The organism is Streptomyces sp. UC4497 (assembly GCF_054871485.1).
This window is the reverse complement of the sequence record NZ_JBTYHB010000016.1, coordinates 104729-129225: the sequence shown is the minus strand read 5'-3', so window position 1 is coordinate 129225 and position 24497 is coordinate 104729. Positions and strand designations below refer to the sequence as shown.

Below are 24497 nucleotides of genomic sequence, written 5' to 3'. Positions count from 1 at the left end.
CCGGAGGCTAGCGTGCGTGCCGCACCAGGAGGCACCATGCAACGGTTAAATGGCACCACCCTCATCGTCACCGGACTCGTAGCGACGCTGGCCGCGCTCGTCTTCCCCCTGTGGTCGTACGCGGACCGCTCCGGCACCGGCCTCGACGAGCTCAACGCCCAGACCGTGTCCACCAGATTCGGGCCGCTGTCCGCCACCGACCGCCTCTTCATCACCAAGGTGCGGCTCGCGGGGCTGTGGGAACTGCCCGCCGGACAGCAGGCCCAGGAGCGGGCGCCCAGCAAGGCGGTCGAGACGGCGGGCGAGCACCTCGTCGAGGGGCACACGTTCCTGGACGCCCGGGTGCGCGAGGTCGCGGCCCGGATGAACCTGGAGCTGCCCAGCCAGCCGAACGCCCAACAGCAGGGTTGGCTGCGGGAGTTGACCGCAGCGAGAGGCGAGGACTACGAGCGGCGGTTCGCCAACATTCTGCGCCGCGCCCACGGCCAGGTCTTCTCACTGGTCGCCCAGGTACGCGCCTCGACGCGCAACGCGCTCGTGCGGCAACTCGCGGACGACGCCAACACCACCGTCCTCGACCACATCACGGTGCTGGAGGCGACGGGCCTCGTCGACTTCGATGCGCTCGCCCGCGACGGGGCCACCGCGAGCCCGCCGCCCGCCACCCGCTCCCCCGCCCCACCGGGACCGACCTCCGCACCGGACTCCGCGACCCCGGTCTCACCGTCGCCCACGCCGTCGTTCTCCCTGCCGCCCGCCGTGTCCCGGCCGAAGCCGGCCCCCGACGCACGCGAGAAGGACAACGACAAGAAGCCACCGAAGCCGAAGGCGAAGAAGACGAAATCGAAGCCGAACGTCACGACGCCATAACAGGCCGTCCACATCGTGGGCAGGGCGTAGCGGCATGCGCGCAACTGTCGTAGAAACTGCGCATGTTGTGGGTCCTGTTCCTCCTCGTCGCCTGCGCCGCCGCGGGAGTCTCCTGTGGGCGGCTGTGTCTCGCGGCCGTACGCGCCGCCGAGGGCGAACGCGCGACGGGCCGCGACACGTACGTCGGCGTGCACGCCGACGCGTACCAGGGACGTGAGCTGTCCCTGTACGAGACCGCCTTCCTGTCGGGCGGCCCCGACCGGGTCGCCGAGGTGACGCTCGTGTCGATGGCCCGCAGCCGCCGCCTGCTGCTCGCGCACACCGGCTGGGCGACCGTCGTCGACCCGGTCGGCGAGGACCCGATGGAGCGTTCGGTGCTCCGCGCGATCGGGCCCGAGGGGCAGGCGCGGATCGCGCCGCTGCGGGCGGCGGCCGCGGCCGGGGACGCGGTACGGGTGCTCGCCGAGCGGCTGGTCGCGGCCGGGCTCGCGGTGCCGGACCAGAAGCGGACGACGCTCGCGGGCGCGGTGCGGCAGGTGCGGCGGGCGACGGCCGCCGTGGTGCTGCTCGGCCTGCTCGCGGTCCTGCTTCCGGACGAGAACGCGCGGCAAGAGGGGCCGGTGGCGCTGTGGTTCGGGCTTCCGCTGCTGCTCACGCTGAGCTGTCTGACCCTCGCCCGTATCGAGATCCACCCGTACACGCGCTGGGCCTCGCCGACCGGGCAGCGGCTGCTCGCGGGCCGGCCCCTGGGCGCCGGCAGCCTGCTCGCCGTCGCGGTGCGCGGGGTGCGGGCGGTCGACGACCCGCAGCTGCGCGCGGCACTCACCGACACGGGGCGACATACCACCGAGTGAGCCGCCGCGCACGCCGATAGGGGCAGTTACCACGCATCAGGGTCATGGTTCCGACACCCACGACCTGGTCCTTTACTTCGTCAACTACCGCCCCAAGGATCCCTTTTGTGCGCGAGTCGCACGGCCTCGCGAACCGCTTCGCCGCCCGGGTTCGCGGGCCCCGACGAAGGGATACGTCCAAGCGATGCGAGCAGCCCCCGCCCTGTGCGCCACCGCGGGATCCTTGATCCTATCGGCCCTGGTCACCGCCCCCGCGGGCGCCGCCGCGCCCACGCCGCCGCCCGCCGCCGAGACGGCCGGCACCACGATCGCCGCGCTGCGCGCCGCGGACGCCGGGATCCGCTGGGGCGCCTGCCCCGAGGTCGAGGGTCTGCCGGATTCGGTCCGGTGCGGCACCGTCACCGTCCCGCTCGACTACGCGCACCCGATGGGCAAGCAGATCAAGCTGACCGTCAGCCGCGCGAAGGCGACCGGCAAGAACACGACCGGCGAGAACAAGGGCCGCAAGGTCGCCCGGCAGGGCCCGCTCGTCTTCAACCCCGGCGGCCCCGGCGGCAACGGCATGTACTTCCCGCTGGCCGGAACGCAGTCGGAGTGGCGGCCCATCGCCGCCGCGTACGACCTGATCGGCTACGCCCCGCGCGGGGTCGGCCGGTCGGCGCCGCTGTCCTGCGAGGACCCGAAGAAGTACCGGAAGGGCCCGACGCAGTCGCCGACCCACCCCTCGGCCGCGTACAAGAAGAAGCGCGTCGCGCAGGCGAAGGCGTACGCGCGCGGGTGCGCCGAGCGGAACCCGGACATCGAGCACTTCAATACGCTCAACAACGCCCGTGACCTGGATGTGCTGCGGGCCGCGCTCGGCGAGAAGAAGCTGACGTTCCTGGGCGCCTCGTACGGGACGTACATGGGGGCCGTGTACGCGGAGCTGTTCCCCTCGCACGTGCGGCGGATGGTCTTCGACTCGGCGGTCGACCCGTCCCCCGACGGGATCTGGTACGCCAACAACCTCGCTCAGTCGGCCGCCTTCGAGCGCCGCTGGAGCGACTTCAAGGCGTGGGTCGCCCGCCACGACAAGACGTACAAGCTGGGCAGCACGCCCGCGAAGGTGCAGGCCGCGTACGAGAAGGTGAGCGCGGAGGTGTCCCGCAAGCCGGCCGGGGGCAAGGTCGGGCCGGCCCAGTTGCAGTCCGCGTTCCTGCAGGCCGGGTACTACGACGACTACTGGCCGCTGCGGGCCTACGCGCTCTCCGCCTACGTGAAGGGCGACCCGAAGCCGCTCGTCGACCAGGCCGCGCCGATCAAGGAATCGGCCAAGGAGGACGAGAACAGCAACGCCGTCTACACGGCCGTCCAGTGCAACGACGCGTCCTGGCCGACGGACTTCCGCACCTGGGACCGCGACAACTCGGCCCTCGCGAAGCGCGCCCCGTTCGAGACGTGGGACAACGCGTGGATGAACCTGCCGTGCGCCTACTGGTCCACTCCCCGGCAGCAGCCGCTCGACGTACGCACCTCACCGGGCGAACTCCCGCCGACGCTGATCCTGGCGGCCGAGCGGGATGCGGCGACGCCGTACAAGGGCGCGCAGGAACTCAACCGCCGCCTCGCGGGTTCGTCCCTGGTGACCGAACGCAAGGCGGGCACGCACGGGATCGGGGCGGGCCCGAACGCGTGCGTGAACGGCCGCCTGAACGCGTATCTCCTGGACGGAGAGTTGCCGGAGAGTGGTTCGGCTTCGTGCGCGCCGCACAAGGAGCCGAAGCCGCTGGGCAATTAAAGCCCCGCCGGCGTTTGAGGCGCGGGGTCCGGGGCAGAGCCCCGCGACCCCGCCCCCGGGTGGGCGCACCAATCAGGCGAGCCCAGCCACCAACTCCGAAACCGACTTCCGCCGCCCCGTAAAGAACGGCACCTCTTCACGGACGTGCCTCCGCGCTTCGGACGCCCGCAGCAACCGCATCAGGTCCACGATCCGGTACAGCTCGTCCGCCTCGAACGCGAGGATCCACTCGTAGTCGCCCAGCGAGAAGGACGCGACCGTGTTGGCCCGCACGTCCGGGTAGCCGCGCGCCATCTTGCCGTGGTCGGCGAGCATCTTGCGGCGCTCGTCGTCGGGCAGCAGGTACCAGTCGTAGGAGCGCACGAAGGGGTACACCGAGATGTAGTCGCGCGGCGTCTCGTCGGCGAGGAACGCCGGGATGTGCGAGCGGTTGAACTCGGCGGGGCGGTGCAGCGCCATGTTCGACCACACCGGGTCGAGCGCGCGGCCCAGCTTCGTGCGGCGGAAGAGGTTGTACGCCTCCTGGAGCTGGTCGGACGTCTCCGCGTGCCACCAGATCATGAGGTCGGCGTCGGCGCGCAGGCCCGACACGTCGTACGTGCCGCGGATCGTCACGTCCTTCGCGGCGAGCTGGTCGAACAGCTCCTGGACCTCGTCCGCGTACCCGGAACGGTCCTCGGGGAGCACGTCCTTCAGCTTGAAGACGGACCAGAGGGTGTAGCGGATGACCTCGTTGAGGTCCTTGGCCAGCTTGCCCTTGTTCGGAACGCGGGCGGCCTCGGGGGTGGTGGCGTCGTCACTCATGTCCTCATTCTCCCGCTCCGCCGTGCATGCTCTGCACCGGGTCGGCCTTCAGCTCGTCGAGGGCCGTGGTGTCGCCGCCGAGGATGTCCACGGCCGCGTACGCGCTGGCGATGCACGCCGGGATGCCGACGCCGTCGTACGCGGCTCCGCACACGGCGAGGCCCGGTACGGCGGCGATGTGCTCGCGGATCCGGTCGACGCGGGCGGCGTGCCCGACGGGGTACTGGGGCAGGCCGTCCTTCCAGCGCGTGACGTGCGCGTCGACCGGGGCGGCGTCGAGGCCGGTGGCCTCGCGCAGGTCCTGGCGGGAGAGGTCGACGAGATCGTTGTCGTCGCGGGCGAGGTCCTTCTCGTCGCCGTACCGGCCGACGGAGGTGCGTACGACGAGCAGGTCGGGGTTCTGCTCGGCGATCCAGCCCCACTTGCGGGAGGCGAAGGTGGCGGCCTTGATGGTGTGGCCGTCGACCGGCGGGACGAGGAAGCCGCTGCCCTCCGGGACGTCCGCCTCCGACTTCCGGAACGCCATCGTGATCAGCGCCATGGAGGCGTACTCGATGCGGCGCAGCTCCTGCGAGGCCATCGGGGACGCCGTGCGCAGCAGGCTCGCGGCGGCGGGGGCCGGGAGCGCGACGATCACCTGGTCCGCCTCGAAAGTGCGGCCGGACTCGGTGCGGAGCTGCCACAGTCCGTCGCGGGTCGTGAGGGTGGTGGCGCGCTCGCCGAGCAGGATCTCGCCGCCCTTGGCGCGCACGGCGTCGGCGACCGCCCCCGGCAACGTACCGATGCCGCCGTCGATGCCCATGAACACGGGCCCGGTCTGCTGGTTGGCCGCGGCGCGCTCCTGGATGGCGCGGACGGCCTCCGTGAGCGAGACGTGGCGCGCCGCCTCCTCGAACAGCTGCGGCACGGCGCTGCGCATCGAGATCAGGTCGGCGTCGCCCGCGTAGACGCCGCCGAGCAGCGGTTCGACGAGCCGGTCGACGACCTCGCGGCCCAGACGCGCGGAGACGTACCTGCCGACGGAGACGTCCTCGCCGAGGTGGGTGGGCGGCAGGTGGTCGTCGCGGCGGATGCGGCGCAGACCCTCGTCGGAGAGAACGCCATCGAGCGCCTCCGCGGTGCCGGGCACGCCCATGACGTGGCCCTTGGGCATCGGGCGCAGGGCGCCACGGGTCCAGATGGAGGCGGTGGCCGTGCTGGGCGGCTGCAACCGGTCGCCGAGGCCCACTTCGCGGGCGAGACCGACCGCTTCGGGGCGGCGGGCCAGCATCGACTCGGCGCCGAGGTCGACGCGCGTGCCGGCGATCTCGCCGGTGTGCAGCTTGCCGCCGAGCCGTTCGCCGGCCTCCAGGACGGTCACGTGCACCGGCCCGCCCCGCTCGCTCCCGTCGAGCAACCGGTGGGCGGCCGCGAGGCCGGCAATTCCGCCGCCGATGACGAGGACTTTCCTGCCCCGCCTGCCCCGACCCGTCTTCGTCACAGTGTCCGCTTCACGCATGCCCCCACTTTGTCAGAACGTCAGCTCCAGATTGACGCGCGCGGCCGTGTCCCGACCGTGACCGCTTCGGGACCGGTCGGCAACCACCGTTCGGGGGCCTCGCGCGTCGAAGGGACGTCCGACGACCGTCACGTCCCTCGGGGGTACGCCCATGCACTGCTTCAGTACGACGACACGCACCCGGCCACGACCGCTGGCTCTGCTCGCCGCGGCACTGTTCGCGGTGCTGCTCGCGCTGACGGGCTGCTCGGGTGCGGGCGGCGACGCGGGCGGCAGCTCCGACGGCGACAAGGCCGCCAAGAGCGACCTCGGCGCGGGCGGCGGCAAGGCCGACTCCAGCGGCCAACAGACCAAGAAGCCACCGAAACCGACCGGCGTGCACATCATCCGCACCGCGCACCTCTCCGTACGCGTCAAGGACGTCCCGGACGCACTCGACAAGGCCCGCACCGCCGCCGAGAACGCGGGCGGCATGGTCGGCGACGAGACCACCGACCGGGACGGCCACGGCCACGAACGCTCCCGCGTGACCCTGCGCGTACCGCAGGAGTCGTACGAGGACGTGCTCGACCAACTCGCGGGCAGCGGGCGCCTGTTGGAGCGGAACGTGACGGCGAAGGACGTAACGGACCAGGTCGTGGACGTCGAGAGCCGCATCAAGTCGCAGCGGGCGAGCGTGGCGCGGGTGCGGGAACTCATGGACCGGGCGGAGAAGTTGAGCGACGTGGTGACCCTGGAGGGCGAGCTGGGCACGCGCCAGTCGGAGCTGGAGGCGCTGCTCGCGCAGCAGGACTCCCTCAAGGACCGCACGAGCCTCGCGACCATCACCCTGCGCCTGACCGAGACACCTTCGCCCGCACAGGCGGCGGACGACGACCCGGACCTCCTCGACGCCCTGTCGGGCGGCTGGGACGCCTTCACCACGACCCTGAAATGGATCGGCATCGCCCTGGCGGCGGTCCTCCCGTTCGCGGCACTGCTGGCGCTGGTGGCGTTCCTGGCTTTCAAGCCCCTCCGGCGATTGAGGCGCGGAGCCCCGCAACCGCAACCCGAATCAAGCCCCGCCGGCGATTGAGGCGCGGGGTCCGGGGCAGCGCCCCGCGGCCGCAACCCCGGGTTAGCGTAAAGAAATGAGCACCGACACCGCGCGCGAGCGCCTCGTGGTCATCGGCGGCGACGCCACCGGCATGTCCGCCGCGTCGCAGGCCCGCCGTCTCAAGGGCCCGGACGAACTGGAGATCGTGGCCTTCGAACGGGGCCACTTCACGTCGTACTCCGCATGCGGCATCCCGTACTGGGTGGGCGGACAGGTCACCGATCGCGACGACCTGATCGCCCGCACCCCCGAGGAGCACAGGGCCCGCGACATCGACCTCCGCACCCGCACGGAGGTCACGGAGATCGACGTCGCGGGCCGCCGCGTACGCGCCCGCGAGTTGGACGGCGGGGCCGAGTCCTGGACCTCGTACGACAAGCTCGTGATCGCCACCGGTGCCCGGCCCGTCCGCCCCGACCTGCCCGGCATCGACGCGCCGGGCGTGCACGGCGTTCAGACGCTCGACGACGGTCAGGCGCTGCTCGACACGCTGCGGGCGACCGAGGGCCGGCACGCCGTGGTCGTGGGCGCCGGGTACATCGGTGTGGAGATGGCGGAGGCGCTGATCCACCGCGGGTACGAGGTGACGGTGGTGAACCGCGGTGCCGAGCCGATGTCGACGCTCGACGCGGACATGGGTCGGCTCGTGCACGAGGCGATGACCGGCATGGGCATCACCATGGTCGACGACGCCGAGGTGACGAAGATCCTCACCGGGGACGACGGCCGGGCCCGCGCGGTGGTCACGGACGACGCCGAGTACCCGGCGGACGTGGTGGTGCTGGGGATCGGCGTGCGCCCGGAGACGACCCTCGCGCAGGAGGCCGGGCTGCCGCTCGGGGCGCACGGCGGGCTGCTCACGGACCGGTCGATGCGGGTGCGGGGCCACGAGAACATCTGGTCGGGCGGCGACTGCGTCGAGGTACTGGACCTGGTGTCGGGAAGCGAGCGGCACATCGCGCTCGGCACCCACGCCAACAAGCACGGCCAGGTCATCGGCGCCAACGTCGGCGGGGACTACGCGACGTTCCCCGGCGTCGTCGGCACGGCCGTCAGCAAGGTGTGCGACCTGGAGATCGCCCGTACGGGCCTGCGCGAGAAGGACGCACGGCGTGCGGGATTGCAGTACGTGACCGTCACCATCGAGTCGACCAGCAGGGCGGGTTACTACCCCGGCGCGGCGCTGATGACGGTGAAGATGCTGGCCGAGCGGCGCACGGGCCGCCTGCTCGGCGTGCAGATCGTGGGCCGCGAGGGCGCGGCGAAGCGGGTCGACGTGGCAGCGGTCGCGCTCACGGCGGGCATGACGGTGGAACAGATGACCGCCCTCGACCTGGGCTACGCCCCACCGTTCTCACCGGTGTGGGACCCGGTACTGGTGGCGGCACGAAAGGCGGTGGCGGCGGTACGGGCGGGCTGACACCGCCTCGGCGCGCCACCTCAACGGACCGACTCGGCGCACCGCCTCAAAGCGCCCCCTCCCGCGCCGCCGCGACCGCGTCCACCAACCCGAGCCCGGACTCCCTCCCCGCCTCGATGGCGTCGAACCACGCCCGCAGTGCCGACCGGACATCGGCCACGAACTGCTGCGCGGCAGGGGCGAGTTCGCCTGCGCGGTGCACGACGCCGAACGGCGACTCGATCAGCGGGTCGGTCTCGACGACCTCGGCCCCCGCGTCGAGCGCCGCCGCGCACATCCGCAGCGGCAGGAACGCCTGGAACCCGGACCTGAGCACGAAGGCGAGCTGGGCGCTGCGGCTGGGCACGGTCGCGCCGGTCGTCGGGTCGACGCCGTGCGCGGCCAGCGCCGCCTGCACGGCGTCCTCCTCGTTACGGGTGACCTGGCGGCGGGCGAGCGGCAGGTCACCGATCCCGGCGAGGGGGACGCGCCGCGCGCCCGCCGCGGGGCCGCCGAGCCCTGGTGGGCGTACCAACAGCAGCCGCTGCACGCCCAGTTCGATGAAGGCGAGGTCACCGCGGAGTTCGTCCGGGGCAAGCGTGAAGCCCAGTTCGGCCCGCCCGTCGGCGACCGCCGCCACGAGTTCGTGCCGGGAGCCGACCTCGCTGATGTCGAGCCGGACCGCCGGATACGCGCGCGTGAACCCGCCGGCCCAGGACGCCACCGCCTCCCCGGACATGTCGGGCGTGCACATCACCGTGAGCACGCCCCCGCCGACCTCCCGGGCGCTGCGCATCGCGTCCTGGACGGCGACCACGTCGTCGAGCACCCGCCGCGCCAGCGGCACCAGCTGGCGCCCCGCGGAGGTCGGCACGAGGCGGCGCGCGGTGCGGTGGAACAGCTCGACCTTCAGCTCGCGCTCCAGGGCCTTGATGGACCCGGAGACGGTGGGCTGCGACAGGTACAGGCGCTCGGCGGCGCGCCCGAGACCGCCGTGGTCCACCACGGCCAGAAACTGCTCCAGCTGTCTCAGCTCCACCGGGACTCCCGTGCCTCGTCGAACGGACCCGGGTGATGACCAGGCCTTACGCGCCCACGGCCGGTCCGCGGGTGACACGGTAAGTGTCGGGCAGCGTCCCGTCCACGCCGACCTGCCTGCTCACCGCGCGGCCGAGGTTGCGCTCGTGCACCGGCGACGAGCCCTCGTAGATCCGCAGCGCCCGTACGTCGCGCCACATGCGCGGTACGGGGTGGTCGCCGACGATGCCCTCGCCGCCGAGGAGCTGGACGCAGCGGTCCGCGACGCGGCTCGCCATCTCGGAGGCGAACAGCTTGGCGGCGGCGATGCGGTGGCGTGGCACGGTGCCGGAGTCGAAGGCGTGCGCCGCCTCCATGGTGAGCGCGCGGGCGGCCTCCAGGTCGGCGAAGCAGCGGCCGAGGTCGGCCTGGACGGCGCCGAGGTCGGCCAGGGGCGCCCCGAACTGCTCCCGGCCCGACAGGTGTCGTGAGGTCTCCTCCAGCATCCGGGTGGCCTGTCCGACGCAGGTGGCGGCGACGTGCAGCCGGGCGTGGTTGATGCCGCGCAGCGCGGCCTTGAACCCGGCGCCGAGTTCGCCGCCGAGCAGCGCGGAGTCGGCGACCCGCACCCCGGCGAGGTCGATCTCGGCGACCGGCGCCTCCGCGTGCCCGTTCATGCGGGTGGGCAGCCGGGTCGTGACGCCTTCGGTGTCGCGCGGCACGAGGAACGCGGAGACGCCGGCGGCTCCCTCGCCGGGCTCGCCCGTCCGCGCGAACACGACCAGCTCGTCAGCCCAGTGGGCATTGGTGATGTACCGCTTGTGCCCGTCGATGACCCAGCCGCCGTCGGCCCGGCGCGCGGTGGTGGTGAGCGAACCGGCGTCGGACCCGGCACCGGGCTCGGTGAGCGCGAACGCGGTGACGTGCTCCCCCGCCGCCATCTTCGGCAACAGCCCCTCGCGCTGCTCGTCGGTGCCGTGGTCGAGGATCGCCTGCGAGCACAGCCCGATGACGGTGGAGAACCGCGACCGGTACACGCACGACGCGCGGGTGAACTCCATGGTCAGCCGCACCTGTTGGCTCATGGACCAGTCGAGCCCGCCGAGCCGCCGCGGTATCGACACACCGAACAGCCCGTTGCGCGCGAGCGCCTCCACCACTCGCTCGGGGACCTCCCCCGCTTCCACCATCTCCTGTTCCGCTGGGATGAGTACATCGTCGGTGAGGCGGGCCACGCGCTCCAAGTACGCCTCGAAGCCGAGCTCGAAGACGTCGGGGTCGATCATGCGGTTTCTCCTACGGGGTGGTGACGACGGGGGACGACGGGGTGCCGCCCCCGCCTTGGGCAATCTGCGGCCAAGGGCGGCAGGGTGGGCAAGGCGGCCCACGGCGCCGCGCAACGACGGCTAAGGGGTCCGGCCACGGAACGGCACATCGCCGCAGGCGACATCCGCCGCCGCGACAGCGCCGCCGTCGACCAACGCACGGATCTCCGCCTCGCCCCGGCCGAGCTCCGCCAGGATGCTCACGGTGTGCTCACCGACCCGCGGCACCGGCGGCGTACTGACGGGACGCCGCCCGCCCAGCGAGAACGCAGTCGTGGGGGCGGTGTGCCCGCCACCGCAGTCCGCGATCAGCCCGGAGGCCCGTACATCAGGGTCGTCGGCGAGTTCGTCGAAGCTCCGCACCGCCCCGCACACGATGCCCGCGCCGCGCAACCGCTCCAGGGCCTCGGCCCGGTCGAGCCGGCCGAGGCTGGCGTGCAGCAGATCGAGAAGTTCCGGCCGGTGCTCGACCCGCGCGGGGTTGGACGCGAACCGGGGGTCACCGGCCAGCTCGGGCCGCCCGATCACCTCGCACAGCGCCGCGAACTTCTCCTTCGTGTACGCGGAGAGGACCAGCGCCCCGCCGTCCCGGGTCCGCACCAGGTCCGCGGCGGGCGCCGCCAGCGCCTGCCCGTTGCCGCGCCGCCGCGGGACGCTGCCGCTCAGCTCGTGCTCGGCCCAGGTGGACGCCTGGGCGTGCACGACGGCCTCCATGAGCGAGGTCTCGACGACATCACCGCGCCCCGTGGCCGCGCGCTGGAGCAGCGCGGCGAGCACACCGGACGTCAGCGCCTGCGCCGCCAGCACGTCCGCCACCGCGAAGCCCACCCGCTGCGGATCTCCGTCGGCCGCCCCGGTGAGGTCCATGACGGCGAACTCGGCCTGCGCCGCGATGTCGAGCCCGACCCGGTACGCCGAGGGGCCCCGCGTGCCGAACCCGGTGACGAAGCCGTAGACGAGCCGCGGGTGGCGGGCAAGGAGCACCTCGGGGCCGAGGCCGAGGCGTTCACTGACGCCGTGCCGGAAGTTGTGCAGCAGTACGTCGGCCGACGCGAGCAGTTCGCGCACCACGGCCTCGCCCTCGGGCGCGCGCAGGTCGACGGCGATGCTGCGCTTGCCGCGGTTGTTGGCGCGGACCATGGCGGTGCCGAAGGGGCCGATGCCGCGCGCCTGGTCGCCGGAGAGGGGTTCCACCTTGATGACGTCGGCGCCGAGGTCGGCGAGGTTCTGCCCGGCTCCGGGCGCGGCGATGTACTGCCCGAAGTCGAGGACGCGCAGCCCTGCGAGAGCGTTCATCGGGCCACCTCCACGGACGCGGCGCGGCGCTTCGCGGTCTCGGCCAGCAGCGCCTCCCGCGAGCGCGCCGGGTTCAGCAGCAGCCCGCCCGCGACGGCGAAGACGCAGATGGTGATGCCGACGACCAGGAACCCGTCGGCGTACCCCTGCGAGACGGTGTCCGCGGCGTCCACGATGACGCCGAGCAGCCACGGCGCGACGATCCCCGCGACGCTGTACGCGGCGATGATGCAGCCGAAGAAGCCGGGTCGGTGCCTGCGGGGCAGGAAGTCGGCGGCGCCCGCGAAGGCGACCGAGAACGCCACGCTGTTGATGGAGAACGCGGCGACCACCAGGGCCAGTTGGAGCCCGCCCGGCGGCACCTGCGTAAAGGCGATCATGGCGACGCCCGCGAAGCACAGATAGCCCATCGTCAGGAATCCGCGCGCGGCCCGCGCCGAACGCCCGGCCTTCAGCATCCGCCCCGAGATCAGCCCTGCGGTGAGCAGCACAACGATCGCGAGCCCGTACGGGAGCGTGGCGAGGAGCCCGACGGTGCCGCGCGAGTAGCCCATCCCGTCGTGCAGGAACGAGGGCAGCCAGGACACCTTGAGCGAGGAGATGAGGTACCCGGCGAAGGAGAGCAGGGCCAGTCCCCAGAAGCTGCCGGTGCGCAGGAGCGAGGTCAGCGGTACGTCGATGTCACCGTTGGGGTCGGCCTCCGCCACCGTGGGCGCCGCGGGACGCGGCCCCATCCCGGGCTCCCGCCGCGTCACGACCAGCCATACGACCGCCCACACCGCCCCGATGGCGACGAGCACGATGAACGCCGCGTGCCAGGTCCAGGTGACGATGACCCACGTGAGCAGCGGCGTGGCCACCAAGGGCCCGACCGATGAACCGGCATTGACGACCGCGCCCGCGAACGCCCGCCGCTCGGAGGGGAAGCGGTCCGCCACGACGGACTGGCACAGGGCGTGGGCGGGGCCTTCGAAGAAACCGAGCACCATCCGCGACGCGATCACCACGCCCACCGTGGTGGGCACGGTCAGCGGCGCCATGCTCGCCACCCACGCGATCATCAGCCCGGCGGCGGACCAGCGCCAGCCGATCCGCCGGAAGAACAGCGCGAGGACGACCGCGCCCGCCGCGAACAGCCAGAAGAAGGCGCTCGACATCAGGCCGTACTGGGCGGCGGTGAGCCCGAGGTCCTTCTCCAGGTCGGGCGCGGCGAGCCCGATGGCCGCCTTGTCGGCGAAGTTCAGGGTGAAGAAGGCCAGCAGCAGGCCGATGATCCACCAGTCCGCCGATGACACCCCTCGACGGAACCCGGGCGTTCTCGCCGTCCCGGCCCCGGCCGCCGCCTGCGACGCTGCATGCGCGGTCACGTCCACCTCCACGGTCCCGCGCCACCGAGTGAGGTGGCGCACCGCACAGGCAATCGGAGGTGGCGGGCGCGAACAACGGCCGTTTTCCGCAGGGGCCCTTCGGTAATTCCGAAGGGCCCCTGCGGCCGCGCGAACTACTTGGCGGTCTGCGTGTGCACGTACTCGACGAGGCGGGTCAGCGAGTCCGGGTCGGTGTTGGGCGGGACGCCGTGGCCGAGGTTGAACACGTGGCCCTCCAGGCCGGAGGCGGCGTCGAGGACCTCGCGGGCCCTGGTCTCGACGGCCTCCTGCGTGGAGAAGAGGATGGCCGGGTCGAAGTTGCCCTGGAGCGCCTTGCCGGGGCCGACGCGGCGCGCGGCCTCGTCGAGCGGGACGCGCCAGTCGACGCCGACGACGTCCGCGCCGGCCTCGCCCATGAGCCCGAGCAGCTCGCCCGTGCCGACACCGAAGTGGATCCGGGGGACGCCGTAGCCGGCGATGGACTCGAAGACCTTCGCCGATGCGGGCATCACGGAGCGTCGGTAGTCGGCGGGCGCGAGCGCCCCCACCCAGGAGTCGAACAGCTGGACGGCGCTGGCGCCGGCCTCGATCTGCACCTTCAGGAACGCGGAGGTGATCTCGGCGAGCCGGTCGACCAGGTCGGCCCAGAGCTGCGGGTCGCCGTACATGAGCGCCTTGGTGTGCTCGTGGTTGCGGGACGGGCCGCCCTCCACTAGGTAGCTGGCGAGCGTGAACGGGGCGCCCGCGAAGCCGATCAGCGGCTTCTCGCCGAGCTCGGCGGTGAGCAGCCCGATGGCCTCCGTGACGTACCAGACGTCCTCGGGGGTGAGGTCCCGCAGCTGGGCCAGGTCGGCGCGCGTGCGGATCGGGTTGGCGATGACGGGGCCGACACCGGGCTTGATGTCGAGGTCGATGCCGATGGCCTTGAGGGGCACGACGATGTCGCTGAAGTAGATCGCCGCGTCCACGTTGTGGCGGCGCACCGGCTGCATCGTGATCTCGGCGACCAGGTCGGGGCGCATGCAGGAGTCCAGCATCGCGATGCCCTCGCGCACCTTGTGGTACTCGGGCAGCGAGCGGCCGGCCTGGCGCATGAACCACACCGGCGTGTGCGGCACGGGCTCGCGCCTGCACGCCTTGAGGAAGGCCGAGTTCTCGGTGGCCTTGGTGGTTTCGTACGTCGCTGACGGCTGCTGGCCCGTGGCCTCGGTGTTGGCACTCACACCCGAAAGTTTCGCACGCCCTGAAGGTCGCCTGTGAAGGACATGGGGAAGGGGGCTCCGTGAGGGGTGTCCCTCCCCGCGCGCGGGGCTCCCTCCCCTTAACCTTCCCGGCATGGCTGCGGCTCAGGGACAACGGTCGGGCGACGGGCGCGACGACCACGACGACACAGGCGGGATGAGTGAATCGGTGCGGGAGGGGCAGAACGCTCGGGACATGAACGCTGCACAGGAGCACGACCCCACCCCGCCCGCCTTCCGTACGGCGGTCGACGCCCTGCGGTCCGCGCGGCTCCGCCCGGAGATCGAGATCGACCCGACGCGGCCGCCGCAGCGCCTGGCCCCCTTTTCTTACGCACTCGAGGCCGCGGTCGTCGACGGTGACGAGGATCTGGCCGACGGCCGGCTCGTCCTGCTGCACGATCCGGCGGGCCACGACGCCTGGCACGGCACGTTCCGGCTCGTGACCCTGGTCCGGGCCGAACTCGAACCCGAGATGGCGGCCGACCCCCTCCTCCCGGACGTCTCCTGGTCCTGGCTGACGGGCGCGCTGCAGGCCCGCGGCCTCTCGTACGGGGAGCCCTCGGGCACAGTCACCCGTGCGAGTTCGCACTACTTCGGCGGGCTCAGTGACCGGGCGCCCGCCTCGCAGATCGAGATCCGGGCGTCGTGGACACCGCGCGAGGGCCTGGGCGGCGTACCGGACACGGCGGCGCATCTCGCGGCGTGGTGCGAGGTGCTGTGCCAGATCGCGGGCCTTCCGCCGGTGGCGGCGGGGCCGCAGGGGCCGGACGGCGCGGTGGTGACGCTGCCTCAGCGGCGGGGACCGCGACCTTCCTGACCGCCCGTTTCACAGGGTCTTTTTTCGGCCGCGTCGGAGCAGCTCCGACGCGGCCTTCGCATGTTTCGGGTCCTTTCGAAATGGCCCCGGTGGGTCGGATTTGGTTCGATTGGATGCGACTCGTGACTATTCGGCACCCTTTCGAATGATCGCCAGTGTGTCCGAATTGCTCGCATTGTTACTCACCAAATCGTGATCATTCTCTAAAGGCGGACGGGTTTGGTGCCGAAGGACCCAGTGACCTTGAAAGCACGGTTCATCCCGGCTTCATCCCCGAGCCGGCTCCGTCCCGCACCCCAGGAGGCCTGGTGTCCGTTCTCCTCGAGCAGCCCTCAAGCCTGGTCGCCTACCGCCCGAACAAGCCGACCGCGATGGTGGTCGTGGCCGACCCCCGCGTCCGTTCCACCGTGACCCGCCACCTGTGGGCGCTCGGTGTTCGTGACGTGATCGAGGCCTCGTCCGTCGCTGAGGCTCGTCCCCGCATCGGCAACCCCCGCGACATCTGCGTCGCCGACGTCCACCTCCCCGATGGATCCGGCCTGACGCTCCTCTCCGAAACCCGAGCCGCGGGCTGGCCCAATGGGCTCGCCCTCTCCGCCGCCGACGACATCGGTGCCGTACGCAACGCCCTCGCGGGCGGCGTCAAGGGCTACGTCGTCACCGGCACCCGTACCAACATCGGTCTGCCCACCCGCCCCGGCGCCGCCCCGATCGGCGCCGCGGCCGCCCGTATGCACCGTCGCCCCCCGGGTGCCCCGAGCCACCCGGGCGGCTACCGCGAACTCTCAGGACGCGAAGTGGAGGTGCTCCGGCTCGTCGCCGAGGGCCAGTCGAACAAGGCCATCGGCGTCTCGATGGGCCTGTCCGCCCTGACCGTCAAGAGCCACCTCGCCCGTATCGCGCGCAAGCTCGGCACGGGTGACCGGGCCGGCATGGTCGCGGTCGCGCTGCGTACCGGCATCATCCACTGATCGACCCGTGGCCGGATTCGTCCGGTTTACTTCGGCACGGCGCCCGTCGACGGAACGTTCCGTCGACGGGCGCCGTGCGTTCACAGATACTCTTGACAGGTGACCGACGCCCAAGAGACCGCAGCAGACAGTTCACTGCGCACCACCGGAGGCGCCCCTCTGGACGACGGCGGATCTTCTGCTGAAGGATCTGTTGGTTCAGTCGACGGTGCGCCCACTCCCCTCCTCGAACCCCGCGAGGGCATCCCGCCGGTGATCGCCGACGAGGCCTCGCTCGCCGATGTCGTCGCGGCCTTCGCCGCCGGCACGGGACCCGTCGCCGTCGACGCCGAACGCGCGTCCGGCTACCGCTACGGGCAGCGCGCCTATCTGGTGCAGTTGCGCCGCGAGGGCGCGGGCACCGCGCTCATCGACCCGGTCGCCTGCCCCGACCTCTCCTCGCTCGGCGAGGCCATCGGCGACGCCGAATGGGACCTGCACGCCGCCACCCAGGACCTGCCGTGCCTGCGCGACATAGGCATGCGGCCCGGCCGGCTCTTCGACACGGAGCTGGCCGGACGGCTCGCCGGTTTCCCGCGGGTGGGCCTCGGCGCGATGGTCGAGAACGTTCTTGGCTACGTACTGGAGAAGGGCCACTCCGCCGTCGACTGGTCGACGCGCCCGCTGCCCGAGCCCTGGCTGCGCTACGCCGCGCTCGACGTCGAGCTCCTGGTCGACCTGCGCGACGCGCTGGAGAAGGAGCTCGACCGGCAGGGCAAGCTGGAGTGGGCCCACGAGGAGTTCGACGCCATCGCCTCGGCCCCGCCTCCGCCCCCGCGCAAGGACCCCTGGCGGCGGACGTCCGGCATGCACAAGGTGCGGCGCCGGCGTCAGATGGCGGTCGTCCGCGAGCTGTGGACGGCGCGCGACCAGGTCGCGCAGCGGCGGGACGTGTCGCCGGGCAAGGTGCTCGGTGACTCGGCGATCGTCGAGGCCGCGCTCGCGCTGCCGCCCAATGTGCACGCGCTGTCCGCGCTGCCCGGCTTCGGCCACCGCATGGGCCGGCGCCAGCTTGAGCAGTGGCAGGCGGCGGTCGACCGGGCGCGGGCTCTGCCGGACTCCGAGCTGCCGCAGCCTGGCCAGGCCACGACCGGGCCGCCCCCGCCCCGCGCCTGGGCCGACAAGGACCCCGCCGCTGCGGCCCGCCTCTCGGCGGCGCGCGCGGCGGTCACGGCCCTCGCCGAGACGCTCTCGATGCCCCAGGAGAACCTGATCACGCCGGACACCGTGCGCCGGGTGTGCTGGGAGCCTCCGGCGGTCGTGGACGCGGAATCCGTGGCGGAGGCGTTGGCCTCGCACGGGGCGCGGCGCTGGCAGGTGGAGCAGGTGACTCCGGTGCTGCTTCCGGCGCTGACGGCCTGATCCCGTCCCCCTCTTTCGTACGCCCCTCGACTTCAGGTCGGGGGGCGTACGGCGTTTACGGGCCCCATGGAGGGGGCGGCCCCCGTCCTCCTCCGCCCTGGGGCTCCGCCCCAGACCCCGCTGCTCAATCGCCGCAGGGGCTCAAAAGCATGTGACCTTCGCCGCTCCGGGCAGGGGGGCTTCAAGACTTGGTTACCCGCAAGTAGCATGACGGTATTCGCAGCGCGCCGTCCGCGTACCCGGAAACGGGTCCGTACCGGACGCCCGCGCCGCGCGGCAGCGCATTCCCGCACCTGGAGGAGAGCCATCGTGCCTCGTACCGTCAGGGACGTCGTCTTCGTCGACGGCGTCCGCACCCCGTTCGGCAAGGCGGGCCCGAAGGGCATCTACCACGAGACCCGCGCCGACGACCTGGTCGTCAAGTCCATCCGGGAGCTGCTGCGCCGCAACCCGAACCTGGACCCCGCGCAGATCGACGAGGTCGCCGTCGCCGCGACCACGCAGATCGGTGACCAGGGCCTGACCATCGGCCGCACCGCGGGCATCCTCGCGGGCCTGCCGCAGTCGGTCCCCGGCTACTCCATCGACCGCATGTGCGCGGGCGCCCTCACGGCCGTCACCACCACCGCGGGCTCCATCGCGTTCGGCGCGTACGACGCCGTCATCGCGGGCGGTGTCGAGCACATGGGCCGCCACCCCATGGGCGAGGGCGTCGACCCGAACCCCCGGTTCGTGAGCGAGAAGCTCGTGGACGAGTCGGCGCTGTTCATGGGCATGACCGCCGAGAACCTGCACGACCGCTACCCGCACATCACCAAGCAGCGCGCCGACGAGTACGCCGTGCGCTCGCAGGAGAAGGCGGCGAAGGCGTACGCGAACGGGAAGATCCAGCAGGACCTCGTCCCGATCTCCGTCCGCAACACCAACGCCGAGGTCGGCGAGACCGGCTGGGGCCTGGTCACGGCCGACGAGCCGATGCGCCCGGGCACGACGCTCGAGAGCCTCGCGGGCCTCAAGACCCCGTTCCGCACGCACGGCCGCGTCACGGCCGGCAACGCGGCCGGTCTCAACGACGGCGCGACGGCCTCGATCATCGCGTCCGAGGACTTCGCCCGCGAGAACAACCTCCCGGTGAAGATGCGCCTCGTCTCCTACGCCTTCGCGGGCGTGGAGCCGGAGGTCATGGGCTACGGCCCGATCCCGGCGACGGAGAAGGCCCTCGCGAAGGCCGGCCTGTCGATCGAGGACATCAACCTCTTCGAGATCAACGAGGCGTTCGCCATCCAGGTCCTGGCCTTCCTGGACCACTACGGCATCGCGGACGACGACGCGCGCGTCAACCAGTACGGCGGCGCCATCGCGTACGGCCACCCGCTCGCCTCCTCCGGCGTCCGTCTGATGACGCAGCTGGCCCGCCAGTTCGAGGAGCAGCCGGAGGTCCGCTACGGCCTCACGACCATGTGCGTCGGCTTCGGCATGGGCGCCACGGTCATCTGGGAGAACCCGCACCACAAGGACGCCGGAGGCGACAAGTGAGCACCACCACCGCTGAGCTCCTGAAGGGCGCCTCGGCCCTCTTCCCCGACGAGGTAGTGACGTCCGCGCACGTCCGTCACCTCGATCTCCCGTACGGTGCGGGCAAGTTCGCCCTCATCACGCTGGACAACGGCCTGGACCACACCAAGCCGACCACCTTCGGCCCGGCCTCGCTCGCCAACCTGAACACGGCGATCGACCAGGTGGAGAAGGAGGCCGCCGAGGGCGACATCGTCGGCGTCGGCGTCACCGGCAAGCCGTTCATCTTCGCGGTCGGCGCCGACCTCAAGGGCGTCGAGCTGCTGAAGAAGCACGACGACGCGCTCGCCATCGGCAAGGGCGGCCACGAGGTCTTCAAGCGCCTCTCCGCCCTCGCGGTCCCCACGTTCGCGTACTACAACGGCGCGGCGATGGGCGGCGGCGTAGAGGTCGGCCTCCACTGCTCCTACAGGACCGTCTCTCAGGCGCTCCCGGCCTTCTCCCTCCCCGAGGTCTTCCTCGGTCTCGTGCCCGGCTGGGGCGGCTGCGCGCTCCTGCCGAACCTGATCGGCGCGGACAAGGCCGTCTCGGTCATCATCGAGAACAGCCTCAACCAGAACAAGCAGCTCAAGGGCAAGCAGGTCTACGAGCTGGGCATCGCCGACGCACTCTTCGAGGGCGCGGACTTCCTCGAGCAGTCCCTCCTCTGGACCGCTCAGGTCCTCAAGGGCGACGTCAAGGTCGAGCGCCCGGACGTCGACCGCGGCGAGGCCTGGGACCAGGCCGTGGCGCGCGGCAAGTTCATCGCCGACGGCAAGGTGCACGGCGCTGCCCCGGCGGCGTACCGCGCGCTGGACATCATCGCGAACGCCAAGTCCGGTGACCTCCAGGCCGGCTTCGACGCCGAGGACCAGGCCCTCGCGGACCTGATCATGGGCGGCGAACTGCGCGCGGGCATCTACGCGTTCAACCTCGTCCAGAAGCGCGCGAAGCGCCCGGCGGGCGCGCCGGACAAGAACCTGGCACGCCCGGTGTCGAAGGTCGGCGTGGTCGGCGCGGGCCTGATGGCCTCGCAGCTGGCCCTGCTGTTCCTGCGCCGCCTGGAGGTCCCGGTCGTCCTCACGGACATCGACCAGGAGCGCGTCGACAAGGGTGTGGGCTACGTCCACGCCGAGATCGAGAAGCTGCTCGGCAAGGGCCGCATCAACCAGGACAAGGCGAACCGCCTGAAGGGCCTCGTCTCCGGCGTCCTCGACAAGGCTTCCGGTTTCTCCGACGCGGACTTCATCATCGAGGCGGTCTTCGAGGAGATCGGCGTCAAGCAGCAGGTGTTCGCGGAGGTCGAGGCGGTCGCCCCGGCGCACGCGATCCTCGCGACGAACACGTCGTCCCTCTCGGTCTCCGAGATGGCTTCCAAGCTGAAGCACCCCGAGCGCGTGGTCGGCTTCCACTTCTTCAACCCGGTCGCGATCCTCCCGCTCCTGGAGATCGTGCGCGGCGAGCAGACGGACGACGCGGCGCTGGCGACAGCGTTCGGCGTGGCCAAGAAGCTGAAGAAGACGGCGGTCCTGGTCAAGGACGCCCCGGCGTTCGTGGTCAACCGCATCCTGACCCGCTTCATGGGCGAGATCCAGAACGTCATCGACGAGGGCACGCCGGTGGCGGTGGCGGAGAAGGCGGTCGAGCCCCTCGGCCTCCCGATGTCCCCGCTGGTCCTGCTCGAGCTGGTCGGCCCGGCGATCGGTCTCCACGTCTCGGAGACCCTCAACCGCGCCTTCCCGGAGCGCTTCACGGTCTCCCCGAACCTCGCGGCCGTCGTCAAGGCGGGCAAGCGCGGCTTCTACGTCTACGACTCCGGCAAGCCGGAGCTGGACCCGGAGGTCGCGGCGCTCCTCAAGCAGGGCGATGTCGTCCTGTCCGAGGACCAGGTCCGCGACCGCGTCCTCGACGCGGTGGCCCAGGAGATCGGCCTGATGCTCGACGAGGGCGTCGTGGCCGAGGCCCAGGACATCGACCTGTGCCTGATCACGGGTGCCGGCTGGCCCTTCCACCTGGGCGGAATCACTCCGTACCTGGACCGGGCGGGCGTCTCGGAGCGGGTCAACGGGAAGAAGTTCCTGGAGGCCGGGGTGGCTTCGGTTCCGGCGTAACGGCGGTGTGCTGCTGACGTGACGGTGCGGTTGTGACGCACGGTGCGCGTCGGATGTGACTGTGGCGGCTACCTACGAATGGTTCGTGGGTAGCCGCCACAGTTTTCTGTCCGGGGGGGGCTCACCTCGTCCTGAACCATCCCTTCAGCATCGCGTGGTCGGACTCGCGATACTTCACGGCGTCGGCGCCGCAGGACTGTACGTGCCGTTGCCCGGCGAAAAGGTAGTCGATCTTCCGCCCTCCGGCGGTGGGTTCGCTGTCCGCCCGGTCCGCCTCGACAAACCGGGACGTGAGCCAGGACAGCGCCTGCGCGTCCGGCGGCAGGTTCAGATCTCCGGCGAGCACGACGGGCACGTTCCTGGGCAATGCACTCGTCCAGTCCCTGATCTCCCGCAGTTGTTCGGGGGCCTTGGAGTATGTGTGCGCCGTGCACGCGACGATGCGCCTGCCGTGGGCCTTGGTGTGGGCGCAGAGCAGGCCCCTACGGACCAGGACGGTGCGGCCTCCGTTGGTATAGGTCTCACCGCCGGTGTGCCGGAAGCGACGGTAGTCCTGTTGTCCGTCCGGGACGTTCCCGCGGCTGAGCACCGCCGTACCGAACCGTCCGCTGCTTCCGCAGGCCGGTACGTTGTCCTGCGAGGAGGCGTACGTACCGTCCATCGTCCAACCCGCCTTCGCCAGCCTCTTCTTGAGCTGTGCGTACTGGGTCAGGCAGATCTCGTTGACGGTGATCAGGGCCGGCCGATACCGGGCCGCGCTCCGCGCGAGGCGTGCGATCGACGTTCCGACGCCGCTCCCGCCCGCGTTCCACGGGCAGTGCGCCGCCGCACCGCACAGGTTGTAGTGGATGACCCGCACGGTCGGCCGCTGCGCGGCGGTGAAGCCCTTGTCGCCAGGCATCGCGACCAGCACTCCGATGATCACGATGAGCCCCATGGCCGCGGAGGCGACACAGCTCACCCATCGTCTGCGTGACATTTTCCCCCTGGTGTCCAGGACGCCACCAATGGTGGGATTGTGCGCATACAGGGCGCATGAACGCCATACGAACGTTCTACGTCAGGAACTCCACGGCCCCAGCGGGCTCCCTGCCCTGGGTGCCAGCTGGCGCCGCACCCGCAGTCGGCCGTCCAGGCCGATGACCGCGACGGCCAACGCCCCGGACGCGTCGTACGCCATCGACGGGGCGTTCGCGAACATCTCCCCCGACTCCCGCCAGTGCGTACCAGAGACGTCCTTGTCCCTGTCGGGCATGGAAACGACCACTCGGCCCCGGCTACCGCGATGCGCCAAGAAGGCCTCGCGTGCCCCGCGTTCGGGGGCCCACAGTGCGGCCACCGCGCCGGTGCCCCCATGGCCGCCGAGCCCCGCCCCCGAACCGGGCCAGCGACCGTCGGCGTGCTGCCGGTAGGCCATGATCTGCTGGGTCCCGGCCTCCCGGAAATACAGGCAGGTGCGACCGTCTCCGGAATCGACCGCCGAGAGCCCGCCGGTCGCCGGCCGCCCCGTCTTGAGGGTGTCGTCCAGCAGGAACGGGCCTCCCGGTTCGGTCTGGTGCCAGCGCCAGACCGAGGTCTTGCCCGGCACGAACAACTCCACGGTGCCGCGCTCGGTGGCGACGGCCATGCCCGCGTCCTGAACGAAGCTGCCGCCGATACTCTCCCACGGCCCCCAGGTACCGTCCGTCTCCCTGCGGCGCACGCTGATGCCCTGGTCGAAGTCACGGCAGAAGACGTACAGTCGGCCGGCCGCGTCGACTGCAGCGTGCGGCACGCCCAACTCCCGCTGGCGGCGCGCGTCGCCGTGCGCCCAGTCGGGGTTCTCCAGGCTCTGCCAGCCGCTGAATCCGTTGCCGTCCTGGTCCTGGGTGGTGTGGACGACGTCGACGGTGACTCCGCTGCCGATGACGTGCTGGCGGCGCAGGGCCGCGAGTTCCGCGGGTCCACCGGGAAGCCCGGCAACAGCCAGGGTGGGCGCCACCCAGCCCTCACCGAGCACGAACGGCCCCTTCCACTCGCCGCTCGCCGGCCCGGTCTCCGTCCAGAAAGCAAGCCTGCCGCCCAGCACTCCGAAGGCGTTGAGCCGGCCGCCCGGGCCGAGCCGCAGCCACCCGGTGGTCGGCGAGTACCGGTAGGCGGCGCTCATCATGTGTGTGCTGCGGAACGGATCCGGTCCCAACTGCCGGTCACCGCAGGTGTGACAGGTGCCGTGCCGGCAGACGTCGGGGGCGTCGAGACCGCTGTACGTCGCCAGGTACTCGCCCTTCTCCGTCACCGCGTCCGAGTCGAGGTTGTAGCCCCAGAAGCGGTTCGCGTAGCTGCGGTAGTGCTCGACGACGATGGTGTGTCCGGCCTCGCGGTGCCGAGTGAGTGCCGCGAGAGCGAACTGGGTGGTCGTCGTGTGGTCGACGTGGTCGGAACAGACGAACTCCGTTTTGCCACCGTCGTGTTCGGGGTCGGGGTCCATGGTGCGGACGGTGGTCGGCCGGATGCGGCCGAGCAATGCCGTGAGTCCGCCGATGACCTGTTCGCGGGTGATGTGCTGAGCCTCGGTCACGACCCCGCCGTGCACGGGCAGCGTGCGCTGGGTACGCAGCGCCCCTTCCCACAGCTCGTGCAGCCTGGTGCGGCTGCCCCGCTCCGTGGGTGCGCCCATGTGCAGCTGGAAGAAGTACAGACACACGGAGGCGTGGCCAACGAGGGTGAACCGCTCCACAACGAACCCGGGTACGACCTCCACCGCCTCGCGGTGCCAGGGACGGTCGCGGTCGCCCGTCGCCATCCTGGCGTACGCCGAGCGCAGACCGCACCCGCGTTCGGTGCTGTAGCGAGCGAAGTCCGGTGCCACGGCCTTGCGTTGCGGTTCCTCGGTGTCGACGTTGATGCCGTCGCCCTCTCCCGCGGTGAGAATCACAGTCGTGACATCGTCGCCGTCCTGCAGGGAGCGCACCAGGTCGGGGTTCATGAAGTACAGGTCGTCGTCCTGATGGGCGACGATGTGCAGGACGGAACGGGGCGGCGAGGTCTCCGGGGCGGTCATCGGGCCTCCTCGGTCGTCGGGATCGACAGCGGTCGGTGGTGGTTGCGGGCCGCGTG

General features: G+C 71.6%; 19 protein-coding genes. 10 read left to right on the top strand and 9 right to left on the bottom strand.

Going from position 1 to position 24497, the window contains the following annotated elements:
• Positions 1-36 precede the first annotated feature (36 nt).
• The 3 genes from ACYSUO_RS23035 (at position 37) to ACYSUO_RS23025 (ending at position 3501) form a co-directional block, all read left to right on the top strand.
• Positions 37-870, top strand: coding sequence for a DUF4142 domain-containing protein (locus ACYSUO_RS23035; RefSeq protein WP_461778110.1), 834 nt, complete (start codon positions 37-39; stop codon positions 868-870).
• A 62-nt stretch (positions 871-932) separates the two neighbouring features.
• A complete protein-coding gene (locus ACYSUO_RS23030) occupies positions 933-1724 on the top strand; it encodes a TIGR04222 domain-containing membrane protein (protein WP_461778109.1) in 792 nt (263 codons plus the stop codon).
• 184 nt (positions 1725-1908) lie between these two features.
• Positions 1909-3501: an alpha/beta hydrolase gene (locus ACYSUO_RS23025; RefSeq protein WP_461778108.1), complete on the top strand. Its 1593-nt coding sequence runs from the start codon at positions 1909-1911 to the stop codon at positions 3499-3501.
• Positions 3502-3573: 72 nt separating this feature from the next.
• On the opposite strand, the gene hemQ is transcribed toward ACYSUO_RS23025, so the two are convergent.
• Positions 3574-4305: a hydrogen peroxide-dependent heme synthase gene (hemQ, locus tag ACYSUO_RS23020; protein WP_461778107.1), complete on the bottom strand. Its 732-nt coding sequence runs from the start codon at positions 4303-4305 to the stop codon at positions 3574-3576.
• Between the two features lie 4 nt (positions 4306-4309).
• On the bottom strand, positions 4310-5803 hold the full coding sequence (hemG, locus tag ACYSUO_RS23015; RefSeq protein ID WP_461778106.1) for a protoporphyrinogen oxidase: 1494 nt from the start codon (positions 5801-5803) through the stop codon (positions 4310-4312).
• Positions 5804-5954: 151 nt separating this feature from the next.
• On the opposite strand from hemG, the gene ACYSUO_RS23010 reads away from it, so the two are divergent.
• Both ACYSUO_RS23010 and ACYSUO_RS23005 read left to right on the top strand, forming a co-directional pair.
• Entirely contained in the window at positions 5955-6878 is a 924-nt protein-coding gene (locus ACYSUO_RS23010; protein ID WP_461778105.1) for a DUF4349 domain-containing protein, read from the top strand.
• Between the two features lie 55 nt (positions 6879-6933).
• A complete protein-coding gene (locus ACYSUO_RS23005) occupies positions 6934-8319 on the top strand; it encodes an FAD-dependent oxidoreductase (protein ID WP_461778104.1) in 1386 nt (461 codons plus the stop codon).
• Positions 8320-8365: 46 nt separating this feature from the next.
• Here the strand turns inward: ACYSUO_RS23005 and ACYSUO_RS23000 are convergent, their stop codons facing one another.
• From ACYSUO_RS23000 to hemE, 5 genes are all read right to left on the bottom strand, one after another.
• Positions 8366-9337: a LysR family transcriptional regulator gene (locus tag ACYSUO_RS23000; RefSeq protein WP_461778103.1), complete on the bottom strand. Its 972-nt coding sequence runs from the start codon at positions 9335-9337 to the stop codon at positions 8366-8368.
• Positions 9338-9383: 46 nt separating this feature from the next.
• A complete protein-coding gene (locus ACYSUO_RS22995) occupies positions 9384-10601 on the bottom strand; it encodes an acyl-CoA dehydrogenase family protein (RefSeq protein WP_461778102.1) in 1218 nt (405 codons plus the stop codon).
• A 120-nt stretch (positions 10602-10721) separates the two neighbouring features.
• On the bottom strand, positions 10722-11936 hold the full coding sequence (locus tag ACYSUO_RS22990; protein WP_461778101.1) for a CaiB/BaiF CoA transferase family protein: 1215 nt from the start codon (positions 11934-11936) through the stop codon (positions 10722-10724).
• Entirely contained in the window at positions 11933-13303 is a 1371-nt protein-coding gene (locus ACYSUO_RS22985) for an MFS transporter (RefSeq protein WP_461778100.1), read from the bottom strand. The genes ACYSUO_RS22990 and ACYSUO_RS22985 overlap by 4 nt, the downstream gene beginning before the upstream one ends.
• 134 nt (positions 13304-13437) lie before the next feature.
• On the bottom strand, positions 13438-14526 hold the full coding sequence (hemE, locus tag ACYSUO_RS22980; RefSeq protein ID WP_461778099.1) for a uroporphyrinogen decarboxylase: 1089 nt from the start codon (positions 14524-14526) through the stop codon (positions 13438-13440).
• 214 nt (positions 14527-14740) lie between these two features.
• Between hemE and ACYSUO_RS22975 the strand changes: the two genes are divergently transcribed.
• The 5 genes from ACYSUO_RS22975 to ACYSUO_RS22955 all read left to right on the top strand — a co-directional run bounded on the left by ACYSUO_RS22975 (position 14741) and on the right by ACYSUO_RS22955 (position 21401).
• Positions 14741-15364: a DUF3000 domain-containing protein gene (locus tag ACYSUO_RS22975; RefSeq protein WP_461778098.1), complete on the top strand. Its 624-nt coding sequence runs from the start codon at positions 14741-14743 to the stop codon at positions 15362-15364.
• Positions 15365-15672: 308 nt separating this feature from the next.
• Positions 15673-16335, top strand: coding sequence for a response regulator transcription factor (locus ACYSUO_RS22970; RefSeq protein WP_266602921.1), 663 nt, complete (start codon positions 15673-15675; stop codon positions 16333-16335).
• Positions 16336-16434: 99 nt separating this feature from the next.
• Complete coding sequence (locus ACYSUO_RS22965) at positions 16435-17736, top strand: HRDC domain-containing protein (RefSeq protein WP_461778097.1); 1302 nt, start codon at positions 16435-16437, stop codon at positions 17734-17736.
• Between the two features lie 309 nt (positions 17737-18045).
• The gene (locus ACYSUO_RS22960; protein ID WP_461778096.1) at positions 18046-19272 is read left to right on the top strand and encodes a thiolase family protein; all 1227 of its coding nucleotides are present in this window, start codon (positions 18046-18048) and stop codon (positions 19270-19272) included.
• Entirely contained in the window at positions 19269-21401 is a 2133-nt protein-coding gene (locus tag ACYSUO_RS22955; protein WP_461778095.1) for a 3-hydroxyacyl-CoA dehydrogenase NAD-binding domain-containing protein, read from the top strand. The genes ACYSUO_RS22960 and ACYSUO_RS22955 overlap by 4 nt, the downstream gene beginning before the upstream one ends.
• A gap of 121 nt (positions 21402-21522) precedes the next feature.
• Here the strand turns inward: ACYSUO_RS22955 and ACYSUO_RS22950 are convergent, their stop codons facing one another.
• Together ACYSUO_RS22950 and ACYSUO_RS22945 are read right to left on the bottom strand one after the other, a co-directional pair.
• Positions 21523-22380, bottom strand: coding sequence for an endonuclease/exonuclease/phosphatase family protein (locus ACYSUO_RS22950; protein ID WP_461778094.1), 858 nt, complete (start codon positions 22378-22380; stop codon positions 21523-21525).
• Positions 22381-22461: 81 nt separating this feature from the next.
• A complete protein-coding gene (locus tag ACYSUO_RS22945; RefSeq protein WP_461778093.1) occupies positions 22462-24441 on the bottom strand; it encodes a hypothetical protein in 1980 nt (659 codons plus the stop codon).
• Between the last annotated feature and the right edge of the window lie 56 nt (positions 24442-24497).

Excerpts from the sequence above, each read along its gene's own strand:
- ACYSUO_RS23035 (WP_461778110.1), top strand. The coding sequence starts at position 37 with ATGCAACGGTTAAATGGCACCACCCTCATCGTCACCGGACTCGTAGCG.
- ACYSUO_RS23030 (WP_461778109.1), top strand. The coding sequence starts at position 933 with ATGTTGTGGGTCCTGTTCCTCCTCGTCGCCTGCGCCGCCGCGGGAGTC.
- ACYSUO_RS23025 (WP_461778108.1), top strand. The coding sequence starts at position 1,909 with ATGCGAGCAGCCCCCGCCCTGTGCGCCACCGCGGGATCCTTGATCCTA.
- hemQ (WP_461778107.1), bottom strand. The coding sequence starts at position 4,305 with ATGAGTGACGACGCCACCACCCCCGAGGCCGCCCGCGTTCCGAACAAG.
- hemG (WP_461778106.1), bottom strand. The coding sequence starts at position 5,803 with ATGCGTGAAGCGGACACTGTGACGAAGACGGGTCGGGGCAGGCGGGGC.
- ACYSUO_RS23010 (WP_461778105.1), top strand. The coding sequence starts at position 5,955 with ATGCACTGCTTCAGTACGACGACACGCACCCGGCCACGACCGCTGGCT.
- ACYSUO_RS23005 (WP_461778104.1), top strand. The coding sequence starts at position 6,934 with ATGAGCACCGACACCGCGCGCGAGCGCCTCGTGGTCATCGGCGGCGAC.
- ACYSUO_RS22995 (WP_461778102.1), bottom strand. The coding sequence starts at position 10,601 with ATGATCGACCCCGACGTCTTCGAGCTCGGCTTCGAGGCGTACTTGGAG.
- ACYSUO_RS22990 (WP_461778101.1), bottom strand. The coding sequence starts at position 11,936 with ATGAACGCTCTCGCAGGGCTGCGCGTCCTCGACTTCGGGCAGTACATC.
- ACYSUO_RS22975 (WP_461778098.1), top strand. The coding sequence starts at position 14,741 with ATGAACGCTGCACAGGAGCACGACCCCACCCCGCCCGCCTTCCGTACG.
- ACYSUO_RS22950 (WP_461778094.1), bottom strand. The coding sequence starts at position 22,380 with ATGTCACGCAGACGATGGGTGAGCTGTGTCGCCTCCGCGGCCATGGGG.
- ACYSUO_RS22945 (WP_461778093.1), bottom strand. The coding sequence starts at position 24,441 with ATGACCGCCCCGGAGACCTCGCCGCCCCGTTCCGTCCTGCACATCGTC.